This is a genomic window from Streptomyces sp. NPDC001515 (assembly GCF_053597115.1).
The window spans coordinates 58,069-74,747 of the sequence record NZ_JBSFHN010000023.1 but is presented as its reverse complement, the minus strand read 5'-3'; the positions used below and the strand labels follow the sequence as shown (position 1 = coordinate 74,747).

The 16,679-nt window shown below is 72.0% G+C and carries 15 protein-coding genes and 1 pseudogene; 7 read left to right on the top strand and 9 right to left on the bottom strand.

The window, feature by feature from the left end:
- The first annotated feature begins 146 nt into the window (after positions 1-146).
- From ilvA to ACWCXC_RS24090, 3 genes are all read left to right on the top strand, one after another.
- Positions 147-1,376 (top strand): threonine ammonia-lyase, encoded by a 1,230-nt coding sequence (gene ilvA / locus ACWCXC_RS24100; protein ID WP_450681527.1) that lies wholly within the window; start codon positions 147-149, stop codon positions 1,374-1,376.
- 217 nt (positions 1,377-1,593) lie between these two features.
- Positions 1,594-2,604: an ATP-binding cassette domain-containing protein gene (locus ACWCXC_RS24095; protein ID WP_450890504.1), complete on the top strand. Its 1,011-nt coding sequence runs from the start codon at positions 1,594-1,596 to the stop codon at positions 2,602-2,604.
- Positions 2,601-3,452, top strand: coding sequence for an ABC transporter permease (locus ACWCXC_RS24090; RefSeq protein ID WP_450681529.1), 852 nt, complete (start codon positions 2,601-2,603; stop codon positions 3,450-3,452). The genes ACWCXC_RS24095 and ACWCXC_RS24090 overlap by 4 nt, the downstream gene beginning before the upstream one ends.
- Positions 3,453-3,555: 103 nt before the next feature.
- Here the strand turns inward: ACWCXC_RS24090 and greA are convergent, their stop codons facing one another.
- Positions 3,556-4,053: a transcription elongation factor GreA gene (greA, locus tag ACWCXC_RS24085; RefSeq protein ID WP_450681530.1), complete on the bottom strand. Its 498-nt coding sequence runs from the start codon at positions 4,051-4,053 to the stop codon at positions 3,556-3,558.
- 185 nt (positions 4,054-4,238) lie between these two features.
- Positions 4,239-4,655: a DUF4307 domain-containing protein gene (locus tag ACWCXC_RS24080; protein WP_450681531.1), complete on the bottom strand. Its 417-nt coding sequence runs from the start codon at positions 4,653-4,655 to the stop codon at positions 4,239-4,241.
- A gap of 138 nt (positions 4,656-4,793) precedes the next feature.
- On the opposite strand from ACWCXC_RS24080, the gene mca reads away from it, so the two are divergent.
- Both mca and ACWCXC_RS24070 read left to right on the top strand, forming a co-directional pair.
- Positions 4,794-5,675, top strand: a complete 882-nt coding sequence (gene mca / locus ACWCXC_RS24075) for a mycothiol conjugate amidase Mca (protein ID WP_450890503.1) — start codon at positions 4,794-4,796, stop codon at positions 5,673-5,675.
- 1 nt (position 5,676) lies between these two features.
- Positions 5,677-5,907: a hypothetical protein gene (locus ACWCXC_RS24070; RefSeq protein WP_450681533.1), complete on the top strand. Its 231-nt coding sequence runs from the start codon at positions 5,677-5,679 to the stop codon at positions 5,905-5,907.
- A gap of 82 nt (positions 5,908-5,989) precedes the next feature.
- Here ACWCXC_RS24070 and ACWCXC_RS24065 read toward each other — a convergent pair whose 3' ends face one another.
- Both ACWCXC_RS24065 and ACWCXC_RS24060 read right to left on the bottom strand, forming a co-directional pair.
- A complete protein-coding gene (locus ACWCXC_RS24065; protein WP_450681534.1) occupies positions 5,990-8,146 on the bottom strand; it encodes a glycoside hydrolase family 3 N-terminal domain-containing protein in 2,157 nt (718 codons plus the stop codon).
- 137 nt (positions 8,147-8,283) lie between these two features.
- Positions 8,284-11,508, bottom strand: coding sequence for a tetratricopeptide repeat protein (locus ACWCXC_RS24060; RefSeq protein WP_450890502.1), 3,225 nt, complete (start codon positions 11,506-11,508; stop codon positions 8,284-8,286).
- Between the two features lie 402 nt (positions 11,509-11,910).
- On the opposite strand from ACWCXC_RS24060, the gene ACWCXC_RS24055 reads away from it, so the two are divergent.
- The gene (locus ACWCXC_RS24055) at positions 11,911-12,330 is read left to right on the top strand and encodes an MmcQ/YjbR family DNA-binding protein (protein ID WP_450890501.1); all 420 of its coding nucleotides are present in this window, start codon (positions 11,911-11,913) and stop codon (positions 12,328-12,330) included.
- Between the two features lie 66 nt (positions 12,331-12,396).
- A pseudogene (locus ACWCXC_RS24050) lies at positions 12,397-12,539 on the top strand (DUF255 domain-containing protein); the annotation flags it as partial.
- Positions 12,540-12,572: 33 nt separating this feature from the next.
- Here ACWCXC_RS24050 and ACWCXC_RS24045 read toward each other — a convergent pair.
- The 5 genes from ACWCXC_RS24045 to ACWCXC_RS24025 form a co-directional block, all read right to left on the bottom strand.
- Entirely contained in the window at positions 12,573-12,980 is a 408-nt protein-coding gene (locus ACWCXC_RS24045) for a PIN domain-containing protein (RefSeq protein ID WP_450890500.1), read from the bottom strand.
- Complete coding sequence (locus ACWCXC_RS24040; protein WP_450681539.1) at positions 12,977-13,240, bottom strand: hypothetical protein; 264 nt, start codon at positions 13,238-13,240, stop codon at positions 12,977-12,979. Before ACWCXC_RS24040 ends, ACWCXC_RS24045 begins: the two co-directional genes overlap by 4 nt.
- 392 nt (positions 13,241-13,632) lie before the next feature.
- Positions 13,633-14,382: a type I-E CRISPR-associated protein Cas6/Cse3/CasE gene (locus ACWCXC_RS24035; RefSeq protein ID WP_450890499.1), complete on the bottom strand. Its 750-nt coding sequence runs from the start codon at positions 14,380-14,382 to the stop codon at positions 13,633-13,635.
- Positions 14,379-15,278, bottom strand: coding sequence for a type I-E CRISPR-associated protein Cas5/CasD (cas5e, locus tag ACWCXC_RS24030; RefSeq protein WP_450681541.1), 900 nt, complete (start codon positions 15,276-15,278; stop codon positions 14,379-14,381). Before cas5e ends, ACWCXC_RS24035 begins: the two co-directional genes overlap by 4 nt.
- Positions 15,275-16,630 carry a type I-E CRISPR-associated protein Cas7/Cse4/CasC gene (locus ACWCXC_RS24025; protein WP_450681542.1) on the bottom strand — a complete coding sequence of 452 codons (1,356 nt, stop codon included), beginning with the start codon at positions 16,628-16,630 and terminating at the stop codon, positions 15,275-15,277. Before ACWCXC_RS24025 ends, cas5e begins: the two co-directional genes overlap by 4 nt.
- Between the last annotated feature and the right edge of the window lie 49 nt (positions 16,631-16,679).

Sequence of the window (16,679 nt, the reverse complement as noted above, 5' to 3'; positions counted from 1 at the left end):
TCTCTTCGTGCGGTGTCGGATGGGTGGGGGACAGAGTACGCGGCCACGGGGCAACGTGTGCCAGTGCCGCACAAACCTGTGGACATCGGCGCAGTACGGCCCGGCGGGCGGCGGCGACGGCCCCGTGGGGCTGGAAGACTTGCGGTATGAGCTACCTTCCGCCCGGCCGCTTCCCCTCGGTGATCCTCGACGACGTCAGGGGAGCGCAGAAGATGCTCTCCGGAGTCTCCCGGGTCACGCCGCTGGAGGGCAGCCGCCATCTGTCCGAGCTGGTGGGCGCGCCCGTCCGCTTCAAGTGCGAGAACCTCCAGCGGACCGGTTCGTTCAAGCTGCGCGGAGCGTACGTGCGCATCTCGGGGCTGACCCCGGTCGAGAAGGCCGCCGGCGTCGTCGCCGCGAGCGCCGGGAACCACGCGCAGGGCGTCGCGCTGGCCTCCTCGCTCCTCGGGGTGCGCTCGACGGTGTTCATGCCGGTCGGCGCGCCGCTGCCGAAGGTCGCCGCGACCCGGGAGTACGGGGCGCGGGTGCGGCTGCACGGCCATGTCGTGGACGAGACGCTGGCCGCCGCCCAGGAGTACGCCGACGAGACCGGCGCGGTCTTCATCCACCCCTTCGACCACCCCGACGTCATCGCCGGGCAGGGGACCGTGGGGCTGGAGATCCTGGACCAGTGCCCCGAGGTGCGGACCGTCGTCGTCGGGATGGGCGGCGGCGGGCTCGCGGCCGGGATCGCCGTGGCGGTCAAGGCGGTCCGGCCCGAGGTGCGGATCGTCGGGGTGCAGGCGGCGGGCGCGGCCGGCTACCCGCCCTCGCTGTCCGCCGGGCACCCGGTGGCGGTCCGCTCGCCCCAGACGATGGCGGACGGCATCAAGGTGGGCCGCCCCGGAGACGTACCGTTCCGCCTCGTCCAGGAGCTGGTCGACGAGGTCGTCACGGTCACCGAGGACGAGCTCTCCAGCGCCCTGCTGCTCTGTCTGGAGCGGGCCAAGATGGTGGTGGAACCGGCCGGGGCGAGCCCGGTGGCGGCGCTGCTCGGCGATCCCGGGGCGTTCCGGGGGCCGGTCGTGGCGGTGCTGTCCGGCGGCAATGTGGACCCGCTGCTGATGCAGCGCATCCTCACGCACGGCATGTCGGCGGCGGGCCGCTATCTGAGCCTCAGGCTGCGGCTGACCGACCGCCCCGGCGCGCTGGCGACCATGCTGGGCGTGCTCACGGTGGCCGACGCCAACGTCCTGGACGTCAGCCATGTGCGGACCGATCCCCGGCTCGGGCTCACCGAGGCGGAGGTGGAACTGCACCTGGAGACCAAGGGCCCCGAGCACTGCGAGGAGGTCGCGGAGGCGCTGCGCGGGGCAGGGTACCGGGTGATGGCCTGAGGGACCTGAGGGGCCCGAGCAGCCTGGGGAGGGATGCCAGGAGGTTTCCGGCACCCCCTCTTGTTGGTCGCGATATATCGCGATATCGTCCCCGCTTCCGGAGTGAGCGGCGGCCGTGACCGTACGCCTGTTCGCCTCGCGTGTTCGCCGGGCGCCGAAACCCGCGCAAATCTAGGATCTGTGAGGAAGTCACCCGAACGCACTGGGGGAACCCCGTATGCCAGGCGCCATCTACGCCGAAGGTCTGGTGAAGACCTTCGGAGACGTGACTGCCCTCGGCGGCGTCGACCTCGACGTGCCGGAAGGCACCGTCCTCGGACTCCTCGGCCCCAACGGAGCCGGCAAGACGACCGCCGTACGCGTCCTCACGACGCTGCTCAGGCCCGACAGCGGCAGCGCCTTCGTCGCGGGCATCGACGTCCTGAAGAAGCCCAACGAGGTACGGCGCTCCATCGGGCTCTCCGGCCAGTTCGCCGCCGTCGACGAATACCTCACCGGCCGCGAGAACCTCCAGATGGTCGGCCAGCTGTACCAGATGTCCGGACGCGACGCGAAGGCGCGGGCCGCGGAGCTCCTGGAGCGGTTCAACCTCGCCGACGCGGCCGACCGCACCGCGAAGACGTACTCCGGAGGCATGCGCCGCCGCCTCGACCTGGCGGCGGCGCTCGTCGTCTCCCCGCCGGTCATGTTCATGGACGAACCCACCACCGGGCTCGACCCGCGCAACCGGCAGCAGCTCTGGGACGTCATCGAGGAACTGGTCGCCGGCGGCACGACCCTGCTGCTGACCACCCAGTACCTGGAAGAGGCCGACCGCCTCGCCCACGACATCTGCGTCATCGACCACGGACTCGTCATCGCCCGGGGCACCTCCGACGAGCTGAAGGCCCGCACCGGCGGCGAACGCGTCGAGGTCGTCGTCCAGCGGCGCGAGCAGATCGACCCCGCACGCGAGGTCCTGACCGGCCTCGGCAAGGGCGCCGTCGCCGTCGTCCCCCACATGCGCAAGCTCACCGTCCCGGTCGACGGCGGCGCCAGACTGCTCGCCGAGGTCATCCGCGACCTCGACGCCCGGGGCGTGGAGATCGACGACATCGGGCTGCGCCGCCCCACCCTCGACGACGTGTTCATCTCTCTCACCGGCCACGCGGCCGAGGAGGGGACCGACGAGAACGACGGGGACGGGCCCGATGCCCCGTCCGCCGCCAGGACGGAGGCAGCGACGTGAGTGCCGTGACCGGGACGGGCGCGCGCCCCGTCCCCCGGGGCGCCGGAGGCGTCGGCCAGTCCGTCCGCGACTCCCTGGTCATCGCCCGCCGCAATCTGATCCGGATGACCCGCATCCCCGAAGTGGTCCTCTTCGGGCTCATCCAGCCGATCATGTTCGTGGTGCTCTTCAGCTACGTGTTCGGCGGCTCGATGAACATCGGCGGCTCCACGGACCCCACCGTCTACCGCAACTTCCTCATGGCCGGGATCTTCGCGCAGACCGTCACCTTCGCCACCGCGGGCGCCGGGGCCGGGATCGCCGACGACATGCACAAGGGGCTCGTCGACCGCTTCCGCTCGCTGCCCATGGCGCGGGGCGCCGTCCTCACCGGCCGTACCCTGGCCGACCTCGTCCAGACCACGTTCACCGTCCTGGTCCTCACGATCGTGGCCCTGATCGTCGGCTGGCGGATCCACGAGGGCGTCCCCAAGGCGCTCGGCGCCTTCGGACTGCTGCTGCTCCTCGGCTACGCCTTCTCCTGGATCGGCGCCCTGATCGGCCTCTCCGTCCGCACCCCGGAGGCGGCCACCTCCGGCGGGCTGATCTGGCTCTTCCCCGTGACGTTCATCTCCAACGCCTTCGTGGACTCCAGCCAGATGGCCGGCTGGCTCCAGCCGATCGCCGACTGGAACCCCTTCAGCGCCACCGTCCAGGCCTGCCGCGTCCTCTTCGGCAACCCCGGGGTCTCCACCTCGGACGCCTGGCCGATGCAGCACCCGGTCTGGGCCTCGCTGATCTGGTCCGCCCTGATCATCGTGGTCTTCCGCACCCTGGCCGTACGGAAGTACCGCTCGGTCGCCGTCTGAGCACCGGCGCAGGGAGGGCCCGGCACACGGAAGGGCCCCGTCACACGGAAGAGCCCCGGCCGCCTTCGTGGCGGCCGGGGCTCTCGCGTACGCGGGCCGGGAATCAGCCGGAGTACGGCTTCGCCGACAGGATCTTCACCGTGGCGGTCCGGCCGTTCGGCAGTTCGTACTCGGCGTCGTCGCCGGTGCGCTTGCCGTTCACGCCCATGCCGAGCGGCGACTGCGGCGAGTAGGTCTCGATGTCCGCGCTCGCGTACTCGCGCGAGGCCAGGAGGAAGGTCACGGTGTCGTCCTCGTCGCCGTCGAAGGCGATCGTGACGACCATGCCGGGCTCGACCACGCCGTCGTCGGCCGGCGCCTCGCCGACCTTCGCGTGTTCGAGGAGCTGGGTCAGCTGGCGCACCCGGAGCTCCATCTTGCCCTGCTCCTCCTTGGCCGCGTGGTACCCGCCGTTCTCTCGCAGGTCGCCCTCCTCACGGGCCGCCGCGATCTTGACGGCGATCTCCGTGCGCGCGGGACCAGACAGGTACTCCAGCTCGGCCTTGAGCTGGTTGTACGCCTCCTGCGTGAGCCAGGTGACGTTTTCGCTGGTCTGGGTCACAGGGTGCTCCTCGTCGGTACTTGGGAAATACAAAGCAACGCCCTGCCCCGCAAACATCGCGTTCACGGGTGGGCGAAACCACGAGCCTAACAATTCGGCGGGAAAAGGGGGAGAAGGTAAACGGCTGAGACTGGGAAACCGCAGCTCAGCGGGCGTAACTGCGGGTCAGCAAGGGGGCGCGGCGGTCAACGCGACGCACCGCCGTCGTCCGTGCATCCCAGCAATTCCACACTCGTCGCCCGGGAGGTGGTCCGCAGTGTGAGGATCCGGTCGATCCGGGTGCTCGGGTCGTCGAAACGGAAACCCTTGCGGGCGACCTCCGTACCGTCCTCGCGCTGCGAGCGGAGCGTGCAGTAACCCTGGGCGTCCCGCTCCTTGCGGACCTCCAGATGGACCTCGACCTTCTCGTCCGAGACCACCTTGAACTTGATCATCTCGGCGCTCAGGGCCTGGCCGCTCACGTACCCGTAACCGATCCAGCCGACCACGCCCAGCAGGAGCGCACCGAGCACCGCGCCGATGATCTTCAGCTTCCGGTCGGCCCGCCGGTCGGCCGAGCGGCCGTAGCGGTTCTCGGGAAGCGCCTGGCGCACCGCCGTCATGATCGTTCCTCCCGTACCGGGGACCGAGGAATTTTCCACCCCCCGGTTCGGTCACTATAGAAGCCGCCCACCCGTCACCCGACCGCCGCCCCCGCGGGACGGCACCACCGATGGCGACCAACCACTGAGGATCGAGTCTTGACTGAGCAGCTTCGACTGATGGCCGTGCACGCCCACCCCGACGACGAGTCGAGCAAGGGCGCGGCCACCATGGCCAAGTACGTGTCCGAGGGGGTGGACGTGCTGGTCGTGACCTGCACGGGCGGTGAGCGCGGCTCCATCCTCAACCCGAAACTCCAGGGCGACGCGTACATCGAGGAGAACATCCACGAGGTGCGCCGCAAGGAGATGGACGAGGCCCGCGAGATCCTGGGCGTCAAGCAGGAGTGGCTGGGCTTCGTCGACTCCGGACTGCCCGAGGGCGACCCGCTGCCGCCGCTGCCCGAGGGCTGCTTCGCGCTGGAGGACGAAACCGTCGCCGCCGGGCGCCTCGTCGCGCGGATCCGCGCCTTCCGGCCGCAGGTCATCACCACGTACGACGAGAACGGGGGCTACCCGCACCCCGACCACATCATGACCCACACCATCTCGATGATCGCCTTCGAGGGCGCTGCCGACACCGAGAAGTTCCCCGAGGCCGAGTTCGGCCCGGCGTGGACCCCGCAGAAGCTCTACTACAACCAGGGCTTCAACCGGCCGCGCACGGTCGCGCTGCACGAGGCGCTGCTCGCCCGGGGCCTGGAGTCGCCGTACGGGGAGTGGCTGGAGCGCTGGAAGGAGTTCGGCCGCCCCGAGCGCACGCTGACCACGCACGTGCCCTGCGGAGACTTCTTCGAGATCCGCGACAAGGCCCTGATCGCGCACGCCACGCAGATCGACCCCGACGGCGGCTGGTTCCGCGTCCCGCTGGACATCCAGCGGGAGGTCTGGCCGACCGAGGAGTACGAGCTGGCGAAGTCTCTCGTCGATACCTCCCTCCCCGAGAGCGACCTCTTCGCGGGCATCCGCGACAATGCCTGATATGTACGCGACTCAGGCACTGCCGCACCTTGTCCCGCTCGCCGAGGAACTGGACAAGAACAAGGTGACCCCCGGGGTCCTCGGCTTCCTCGTCTTCGCCGCGCTCGCGGTGGGTGTGTGGGCGCTGATGAAGTCCATGAACCGGCACATGGGCAAGGTCGACTTCGAGGAGGCGCCCGAGGAGCCGGCGGAGTCCTCCGCGGAGCCCGCGGGTTCCGCGCGGCGCAAGTAGCGGCCCGCCGCCTGACCGTGGGCGGTACCGGACCCGCCGGTACCGCCCCTCAGCGCGTGCCGCCGCGCGCCCTGCCGCGCGCTCAGCGCACGGTCAGTGTCCGGTACGCGCGGGTCGCGGAGCTGGTGCCGGCGTAGACGTCGATCCGGCCCGGCTCGACGGTGAACGTGCCCGCCGGGTCGTTCGTCCAGAAGCCCAGGTCCTCGGCGCCCAGCCGGAACGTCACCGTGGTGCGCGCGCCCGGCTCCAGCGTCACCCGGGCGAAGCCGCGCAGCCGGCGCACCGGCTGCGCGATGCTCGCGGCCACGTCGTGGACGTAGACCTGGACGACCTCGTCGCCGGTCCGCGCCCCGGTGTTCTCGACGTCCACCGAGACCTCGACGGCCGCGCCGCGCTCCAGCTCGGCCACCGTGACCTCCTCGCGGTCCAGCCGGGGCCCGTCCGTGGCGAAGGTCGTGTAGCCCAGCCCGTACCCGAACGGGAACAGCGGACCGTCCTCCAGATCGAGGTACTTCGAGACGTACTTCTCGTCCGGGACGTCCGGACGGTAGGGGCGGCCGGTGGACTCGCGGTTGTAGTAGACGGGGATCTGGCCCACGTCGCGCGGGAAGGACACCGGGAGCTTGCCGCCCGGGGCGACCGTGCCGAACAGGACGTCGGCCACCGCGTGACCGGCCTCGATCCCCGGGTGCCAGGCCTCCAGCACGGCGGGCGCCGACTCCAGCCAGCCGCCGATCGTCAGCGGCCGGCCGTTCAGCAGGACCACCGCGAACGGCCTGCCCGTCGCCGCGACGGCCGCAATCAGCTCCTCCTGGCCGTCCGGCAGCCCGATGTCGCTGCGCACGGCGGCCTCGCCGCTCAGCGCGGGCTCCTCGCCGACGACGACCACGGCGACCTCGGCCGACTCCACGGCGGCGACCGCCTCCGCGAGGCCCGGGCCGGCCGGGGCGACGACCGTGCCGGCGGCGGCCTCGCGCACCGCGTCCAGGACGGTGACCGAGGGGAAGCGGGTGCCGCCGGGGCCCGCCCAGGTGCCGTGCAGATCGGCGGAGTCCGCCAGCGGGCCGACGACGGCGATCCGGGAGGCGGCGGGGGACAGCGGCAGGACGTCGTCCTGGTTGCGCAGCAGCACCATGGAGCGGGCGCCGGCGGTACGGGCCGCGGCGCGCGCCTCGGCGGTGGGACCGGCGACGGCCGCCGACTCGTCCGCGTACGGCCGCTCGAAGAGGCCCAGCGCGAACTTCAGCCGCAGGATCCGGGCCACCGCGTCGTCGAGCCGGCTCTCCTCGATGCGCCCCGATGCCAGCAGCTCCTCGCCGTGGTCGGCGAGGCGGGTGGAGACCATCTCCATGTCGAGCCCGGCGTTGAGGGCGAGCCGCGCCGCGTCCGGCCCGTCCTCGGCGAAACCGTGCGCGATCAGTTCCTCGACGCCCGTGTAGTCGCTGACCACGAAGCCGTCGAAGCCCCACTCCTCCTTGAGGACGCGGTTCATCGTGTGGGCGTTGGCGTGCGCGGGGACGCCGCTGACGGTGTTGAAGGCCGCCATGACGGTGGCGACGCCCGCGTCCAGCGCGGCCTTGAACGGCGGCAGGTACAGATTGCGCAGCCGCTGCTCGGAGACGTCGACCGTGTTGTAGTCGCGGCCGCCCTCGGCCCCGCCGTACGCGACGAAGTGCTTGGCGCACGCGGCGACCCGGTCCTTCGAGGCCAGCCCGGAACCGTCGGCGGGGCCCTGGTAGCCACGGACCCGGGCCACCGCCAGCACGGAGTTCAGATACGGGTCCTCGCCGCTGCTCTCGGCGATGCGGCCCCAGCGGGGCTCGTGGGTGACGTCCATCATCGGCGAGAAGGTCCAGTGGACGCCGTTGGCCCGGGTCTCGCGCGCCGAGACCTCGGCGTCGGACTCGGCCACCGCCGGGTCGAAGCTCGCCGCCTGGGCCAGCGGGATCGGGAAGGTGGTCCAGAAGCCGTGGATGACGTCCAGCCCGAACAGCAGCGGAATGCCGAGCCGGGACTCCTCGACCGCCATCCGCTGGAGCGCGTTGGTGTGCTCGGCGCCGTGGATGTTCAGCACCGAGCCGAGCAGCCCGGCCCGCGCGGCGGCCTCCGTGAGCGCGGTCTGGCCGCCGCCCGGTCCGGTGTCGCCGGTCCAGGTCAGCTGTTGCAGCTGGCCGAACTTCTCGGCGGTCGTCATCCGGCCCAGAAGGGCCTTGACCTGGTCTTCGTACGTGCGCCGCATCCGGGTTCCCTCATGTGTCCCACCGCGTCGGGGCGCGGCGGGTCGGACATTCCTCCCTTCATGTAAGCGCATTCATTTTCTGGGCACAAGCGCCGTTCCGGACCGGGGACCGCAGCACGACGCGGTCGGCGGGACGCCTACCGCGAGCCCGGGACCGCCACCCCCATCACCTCGCGGGCATGGCGGGCCGGGGTCAGCCCCAGCCGCCACGCCTGCCAGCCGTCCTCCAGGTCCACCCCCCGGTTCAGCACCACCCGGAAGGTCTCCGCGCACTCCGCCAGCTTCGGGTCCCGGGCCGGGTGGCCGGCCGCGGCCAGCTCCGCCAGCTCCTGCTGCGCCACCGCGGACCCCACCTCGGTGCCGCCCGGCGAGGCGTACGGCAGCAGCGTGCAGCGCAGGAAGCGCGCCCAGTCCCCGCCCCGCGCGTCCCCGTACGAGTCGAACAGCGCCGCCGCCTCACCGCACAGCTCCAGCGCCTGCGGCGCCCGCGCGTTGCCCGCGTCGATCAGCGCCAGCTCCAGGCAGGTCCACGCCTCCCCGTGCGCCACCCCGATCCGCCGGAAGTCGCTGCGGGCGTCCACCAGCAACTGCCGGGCGAAACCGGAATTGCGCAGGTTCCCCGTCTGCGCGGCCCGCTGGTCGCGGGTCACCCGCCCCGAGTGGTGCCGGGCGCACGCCAGCCCGTACACGTCCCGCATCCGCGAGAACATCGTCCGGGCCCGCTCCAGATGGCGCACCGCCCGGTCGGCGTCCCCGCTCTCCTCCAGCGCCTGGCCCAGGTAGTACAGCGTCCACGCCTCGCCCCGCGCGTCCTCGTTGTCGCGGTGCCGGGCCAGCGCCGCGTCCAGCCCCTCCACCGCCGGCACCGGGTCGCCGTCCACCAGCCGGGCCCGCGCCAACTGCGTCAGCGCCCACGCCTCACCGCGCTCGTCGCGCGTCTGCCCGTACAGGTCGAGCGCTCTGCGCAGCGCCGACTCCGCCCGCGCCACCTCACCCGTCCGCAGCCGCACCTGCCCCAGCTGGAACTGCGTCCACGCCTCCCCGTGCAGCGACTCGCCCTCGCGGTGCAGCACCAGCGCCCTGTCCAGCAGCTCCAGCGCCTCCGCCAGGTTGGCCCGGTCGCGCTCCACCGCGCCCAGCGCGTGCAGCGACCACGCCCGGTCCTCCGCCTGCGCGTCCGAGGACTGCAGGCCGATCGCCTCGCGCAGCCGCGCCGACGCCTCCACCAGATTCCCCTGGTGGTGCAGGGTGATCCCGAGCGAACACAGGGCCAGCGCCGTGCCCGCGTCGTGGTGCGACTCCCGGTACAGCCCGACGACCGACGTCAGCGTGGTCCGCGCCTTGTCCAGCTCGCCGAGCTGACGCGCCGCGATCCCGGTCCGCCACTGCACCGAGCGCTCCAGCAGCCCCTGGTCCACCGCCTGGGTCAGCTCGCTGATCTCACCCAACCGGTACAGATCGCCCCGCAGCAGGCAGTAGTCGCACAGCGCGCCCAGCAGGTCCAGCACCGCGCCCTGGTCGACGCCCTCGCTGTGCCGGAGCGCGGAGGTGATGAAGCTGGACTCGTCGTCCAGCCAGCGCAGCGCCGCGTCCAGCGAGGCGAAGCCGTACGAACCGAACTGCCCGGCCCGGGTGGACATCTTGCCGTCCACCATCCGGATCACCGCGCCCGCCAGCTCCGCGTAGTTCCCGATCAGCCGCTCCTGCGCGGCCGTACGCTCCGCGGCCTCCTCCTCGTCGTGCAGCCGGGCCAGCGCGAAGGCCCGCACGAGCGCGTGCAGCCGATAGCGCGAACCGCGCACCCGGTCCAGCAGACCGGCCTCCGCCAGCCCCGTCAGCAGCCGCTCCGCCTCCTGCTCGTCCGCCGCCAGCAGCGCCGCTGCCGCCGCCGCGCCGAGGCTGGCCCGCCCGGCCAGCGCCAGCCGGCGCAGCAGTCGGCGTCCCTGGGGGGACTGGTCGGTGTAGCGCAGCCAGAGGGCCCGCTCCACCGGCTCCACCGGACCGTACGCGGCGAGATCGGCGGCCAGCGCGGCCGGTGTGCGCGGCCCCAGCGCCGACCCGGCGACGCGCAGCGCCAGCGGCAGCCCGCCGCACAGCCCGGTGATCGCCTCGCTCGACGGATGGTCGTACGGCGCCTCCGCGTCCTCCCGCGACACCTCGCGCAGCAACTCCTCCGCGCCCGCCGCGTCCAGCGCCCCGACCTCCAGCTGGTGCACCCACGCGGGCACGGACTCCGGCAGGAGCAGCCGTTCGCGCGCGGTGACCAGGACCAGGCTGTCCGAACGCTCCGGGATCAGCGTGCGCACCTGCTCCGCGTCGCTCGCGTCGTCCAGGACGACCGCCACCGGGGTGCCGGTCAGATGCTGGTGGTACAACTCGCCCAGCCGGCGCACCTGCTGCTCGGCCGACGCGCCGTCCCGGAACAGCAACTGCTCGCGCGGCGCGCCCAGCCGGTTCAGCAGATGCAGCAGCGCGTCCCGGGTCGGCAGCGGCGCCTCCCCGTCCGCACCGCCCCGCAGATCCACCACACAGGCGCCCCTGAACTGGTCCTTCAGCGCCTGCGCCGCCCGCACGGCCAGGGTGGTGCGCCCGGAGCCCGGCGGCCCGTACAGCACCACGACCGTCGGCCTCGTCTCCGTCGACGCGCGGGCCTCCCGCACCCACCGCCCGATCTGCCCCAGCTCCGCCCGCCGTCCCGCGAACACCCCGTCGCCGGACGGCAGATGGCCGAAGGACTGCTCCAGCAGCGCCCGGGTGCGCGCGGCGGCGCTGCGGTCCTGGCCGCGCAGCGGAGCGGTCCGGGCGGCGGCCTTCTTCGCCTTCGCCGGTGCACGGGACGAGGCGAGCAGCATCCGCTGCTGGTCCAGGAAGGGCCGGATGCCCCGCACCTCCAGCGCCGTCAGCCACTGCAACCTCAACTGCTCGGTGCCGCCAGGCTGTCCGGCCGCCCCGGCCCTGCGGTGCGCGGCCGGCCAGTGCGACGCGGTCACCTTGGCGACCGTGGTCGCCGCGCCCGCCACCGCCACGACCGCCCCCGCCCCCAGCGCCGGCCCCGCCGCCGTCCCGAGCACCACGTCGGCACCGAACGCGGCCACCGCGGCCACCCCGGTGACCAGCAGCGGAGTGCTCAGCGCGGCCCGGTTGAGCCGGTGCGCCAGGGGCCGTTCCCCGGCCGCCGCCGCGTCGAGCGCGGCGGTGTACACCGCGTACTCCTCGGCCGCCTCGGCCGCCAGCCCGTCGAGCGCGCCCCGGCCCCGCGACATCAGCGTCCCCGCGTCCGCCCGGCCGCCCGAACGGCGCACCTCTTCCTCCACGGCCCGAGCCAACAGCCGTTCGGCTTCCGCGCGGTGGCTGTCCCGCATGTCTGTCCCCCTCCGGATACGACGACGGCCGGCGGTCTCCGCGGGCGCCGGGCCCCCGGGCGCCGCACACGGGCGCGGGGAAGCGCGACGGGCCGGGCGAGCGCGCGCGAGGGCGCCCCCGCCGAATCGTCTGGAACGGGAGACTTCCCCGTAACTCCCGCGCCATGCCGAGCATTTCGGTGGCGGGGGTGGGGGAGGGCCGGGAACCTCGCGCGTTCACCGGCGGTGGTGCCGGCCGAGGCGGCGTTGCCGGCGGCGCGGTTCCCGTACGTCCCCGACGCATCCGTGCGCCCATGGTGCGCGCAGCGTCCGGCCGGGCTGTCGTCGGTACGTCCCCGACGAACCCACGCCTCCATGACACGATGCCGCCATGAACCGACCCGCCGACGCGCAGGAGGTCCCGTGCCGCATCCGCTGATGTTTGACGACGACGACCCCTACCTGGCGCGGCTCCGCCGGATCGCCCTCCTCCTCCCCGACGCGGAGGAGCAGATCGCCCACGGCCGCCCCGGCTTCCGGGCCGGCAAGTACTTCGCCTGGTACGGCGGCGGCACCAAGGGCAGCGCCACCACCCGCACCCGCTACGACCAGGCCCTCATCGTCCTCCCCGACCCCTCCGACCGCCCCGCCCTCACCGAAGATCCCCGCTTCTTCTCCCCTGCCTACCTCGCCCCCTCCGGCTGGATCGGCCTCGACCTCACCGCCGCCGGCACCGTTTCGCCCCACGCCGTCGACTGGCAGGAGGTCACCGAACTCCTCGACGCGTCGTACCGGCAGGTCGCGGGGGTACGGCGGATCGCACGGCTCGACGCGGGGGGTTGAGGCGGAACGCGCGCCTCAGCCCGTGGCGCGCGGGTGTCATGCCGGTGGGTGCCTGAGGATGGGGGCATGATGAGCAGACTCCCCTGCCTGCTTCAGTACGCGGATAACCCCGTCGACTGGTGGGAGTGGTCCCCCGAGGCCTTCGCGGAGGCCGGGCGGCGGGATGTGTCGGTGCTGCTGAGTGTCGGTACTCCGCCTGCCACTGGTGCCAGTGAACTTGCGGACCCAGGAGTCGTCGGTGCTTACACCTCTTTGACGATCACCCTCTTCTCGCAGAGCTTCGACCAGTCGTCACGGTCGGAGGTCAGGACGATCACGGGGCTCGGGACGCGGAGCGCGAGCGCGGCGACGAGGGCATCGACCGCGTACTTGTGTCCGTGCAGCCCGCCTGCGTCCTGAAGCAGCTTCACTGCGGTCAGGGAGTCCTCTTGGCTGACCGGTTCCACCCGCAGTCGCGAAAGGACCCACTTCAGACGCGCCAGATCGGTCTTCCCGTGTACGGCTTCGACGATCGTCAGTGCGGACACGAGGACGGGAACCCCAGCCTGCCGGGAGGCCTCGATGCGAGCCGCCATACCGCGGTCGTTCCGCAGGAGCAGAGAGAGCGCCTCGGAGTCGAGCACCAGCGAGCGGGCCGGCTGCTCCTTCACGCGGCGCCCCGCTCGGCGTTCTCTTCTCCGAACAGCTCGCGACGAGCCGCTTCGATCTCCTGCTCCGTGAGCGCGCCGTGCTCCTCCTCGTGCGCTGCGACGATCTCGGCGAGGCCATCCATGGCGAGCTGGTGCCTGACAGCCTCGGTGATGTAGCCGGACAGCCCGCGGCGGCCGGTTCGGGAGCGGAGCTCGCTGACCAGCTCGGTGGGCATGGACACGGAAATGTTCTCGGTGGTTCCAGCGCGGGTTGACTTCATGCTCAAAGTGTAGGACAAGCTCTATTACACTGCGAGTGCTGTCCATGCGTGCGCCTGTTGTCAGCCGAGTGACGACCCGCTCTCCGTGATCAGGAAGCCCGGGCTAGGCCCGAGAATCGCCTCGCGTTCTCGGCAACTGGCGCGGGCAACTGTGGCGTTTTCGCGCCGTCATGATGCCCGGCGGCCTTCCCGGCGATCCCGCAAAGATCGTCAAGCTCACCGGGCAAGGCGTGAACTTTCCTGACTGCATCACGTTGCTCAAGCGGCATGACGCTTGGCGGGCGACGGGTTGGCGGTTCCCGCAGCAGGGCTTCGCCGAACGCATGGACCGGGTCCGAAAGGTCCGTAACGAGACCATGCACTTCCAGGCTTTGTGTCGGTTATGGGGTGGTTTAGCGTACGAGAATCAGTCCGCAACTGTAGGCGCGTGCGTGGCCTACGCCCTGAGCGAGGGCCGCGATGAAGGCCGTGGGGTCGGTGACCGTGAGGGTGCCCTTGATCTCCGCACGAGCGATGCGCAGGCCCTTATGGGGCGCAGGGCTCGAGACGTTCGGGAGCATGCGTACGGCGATCCGGTCGGCGTCGGCGTCCGCCCCGATGCGGGTGACACCATCCGGGGCGATCGCGGGTTCGCCCGGCGGTTGGAGGCGGCGCACGAACCATCGCTTCACGTGCTCGGGGCGGGTGTGGGGGACGCGGGTGCCCCGGGTCCCCGGCGGAGAGCCCGGCGGAGCCGGAACGCTGCGTACGGGATTGACGACCGTGCGGAAGGCGACCCTGTCGCCGCAACGGAAGGTGCGATCGACCGTAAGGAGCTCCGGCTTTTCGGCCAGGGCCGCATGGGGAATGCCGCTCCAGTCGGCCGGGAGCGACGACTGGACCACCAGGTTGAGCCGCGCCTGCCGGAGGTCGACGGTCCAGGTCGACAGGATGCCCATCTGGGCACGAGGGTCCGGGCTGCCGTCGTCCACCCAGCCGGGGAAGCCGCTCATGACGGTCCGGTGCATGTCCTGCGCGTCGATGAGTGACTTGCCGGCGAACGGATGCCGGGCGTCCAGGGTCAGCAGGCTCTGCGCGGCGACGAACCTGGCGGCTCGCCCCTTGTCCGACGAGGCGTTCGGCGCGGTGGGGGTGGCGTTCACAGGATGATGTCCCATCCACGGGCGTGTGCGGCGATGGTGATGCGGTGGCGGGTCTCCCAGCGGAGGCTGTGGGTCCCGCCGTCCGCTCCGAATCGAACGGGCTGATCGGACAGGGGGCCGACGCCGGGCAGCGGCCGTCTGCTCTCGATCCAGGCCCACGGGCGTATCCGCCGCGCGTTTGCCGACGGAGCGGCTTCGGGGCCGACCGCGTCGGGCAGCAGAGAGTGCGTCTCGAACACGTCCTTGAGCGAGCCCGGAGCGATGCGGAGGGCGAGGTCACCCGACGGCGGACAGGCCTTGCGGCCGAGCCAGAGCAGTCGCTTCGGGTGCTCCAAGGCGTGGGCGACATTCTCCAGGAGGTCTCTGTTCTCGTGTTCCAGACCGATGAGGAAGGCGGCGTCGGCGAGGTACCAGCGCTCGGTGATCAGGCTGTGGCGGCGGACCTCCCCGGAGACGAGCACTCCGGACTCCGGGTCGGCGGTGACGTACTTCGGAGAGCCGTACCAGGCCCGCAGTTCGGCACGTCCGAACGGACCGGGCCCCGGGGCGTCGTCCGGCGACGGCCCGGGCAGCGGGTCCGTCGTCGCCTTGGCGGCTCGCTGGTGGTCGGTGATCAGGTCTCGCGGGCGCAGCGGATACGTCCCGCCGCCCACCGTGTGGTAGTCGCGCAGCGATGTGCCGGGGCGGTCGGCCCGCGCTCCGAAGCGCACCTCGGCGAGTTCCCCCAGCGGGTGGTCCCGCGGCAGCCCGAGGGCTGCCGCGCACAGACCGATCACGCCTGACTTCGTCGGACGGCTGTGTGTGTCGCGGCGGGCGAACCTGCCGGAGATTCCCCAGGACTGCAGGGGACCCGCCAGCCGGACGAGGAGGACGTGCGCGTCGTTCGCGCCGCTCACGGTGTGAGGTCCTCGGCCCGTTCCACCACGGACAGCGACGCCGGCAGCTCCAGTTCACCCAGGAGCAGATCGATCTCGGGGTCGTACGTGAGCAACCGTGTGGTGCGCAGATCGGCGCGACGGCGACTGACGAAGAGGTGGTGGCGCAGCAGTCTGCGCACGGCGGCGGGCCCCGCCGGTCCCTCCCCGCCGGCCGTCAGGGACCCTTCGTCGACCGGCCGCTGGAAGGCGGACGCGTAGTTGTAGGGGCGGTCCCCTTCGAATGCGAGGACGAACACCGGGAGCGACCCGGTGGACGCGGTCGAGTTCTTCTTCGCTTCCGGGAAAGCCTCCACGAAGGAGTTCACGAACTCCTTCTCGGCCTCGGACGCCACCTGTTCGGCCTCCGCCTCCTCCATTCCGGCCGCCCTCAGATTGACGCGAAGCTGCGTACGGTCGAGGACCGCGTGCCGGTAGAAGGTGCCGGAGATCAGGGACTGGTACCCGGTCATACCCGCGCCCGCGTCGTCCGCGGCGTCGAGGAAGTCGAGGGCATTGCGCTTGCGGTCGAGCTTCGCGTCATCGGCAGCCGCGTAGAAGTCCTCGATCTGTTCCGCTTCGTGCACCGTGAAGGCGTGGCCCGTCTGGACGGCGCCGTCGACGTTGGGCGAGTCGGGGATCTCGGCGAGGAACCGGCCGTAGAGAGCGATGTCCACGGCGTCCCGAGGAGCGAGGGCCAGCAGCACGGCGTCGCGGGTGGCCTTGGGCAGCGGGGGCAGCGTGACGGTCCCCGCGGATTCCCCGGGCGGCTCCTGTGCACCCGGCTCCTCCGCGCCCTTGCTCTTCGCCCCCCGGCGCGTCTTCTTCTTCGCCGCCTCGACGCGGGCCTGGGCTTCGAGATAGGCGTCGCGCCACTCCTCGATCTCCGGCGCCCGCTCGGCGATGTGGCGCGCGATCCTCGCTCCGGCGTCGGACGGCGCGAAGATGAGCACCTTGGTCAGATTGGCCACGGTCTTCTTCTTCGGATCGCCGAACTTGAGACCGCTGGCCTCCATCACCGCGCGCGCCGTGACCAGCGCCCTGTCTCCGTCCCAGCCGTGGACGGACTCGAGTTCACGACCTGCCAGAAGGGCCCATTCGCGGGTACGGACGCCCATGGCGCGCCCCTTGAGCTCACCCAGGCCGGCGTTGGCCCGGTTGCGGGCGTGGACCCGTTCGGCGCGCCGGCGCGCCTGGCTCGTGATCATGTGGCGCTCCACACCGCCGTAGACCAGCGACTTGGGCTGCCCGTTCTCGTCCCTGACCGGGAGGACGGCGGCCAGGGTCTCAAGGAGGTGCAGGGAGAGGAACTGGCTCCGAGGTGGCTCGGTCACGAGGTGGTGTCCCTTCGAGTCGTCGGTGGAATCGCCGGCGGCAACGTCG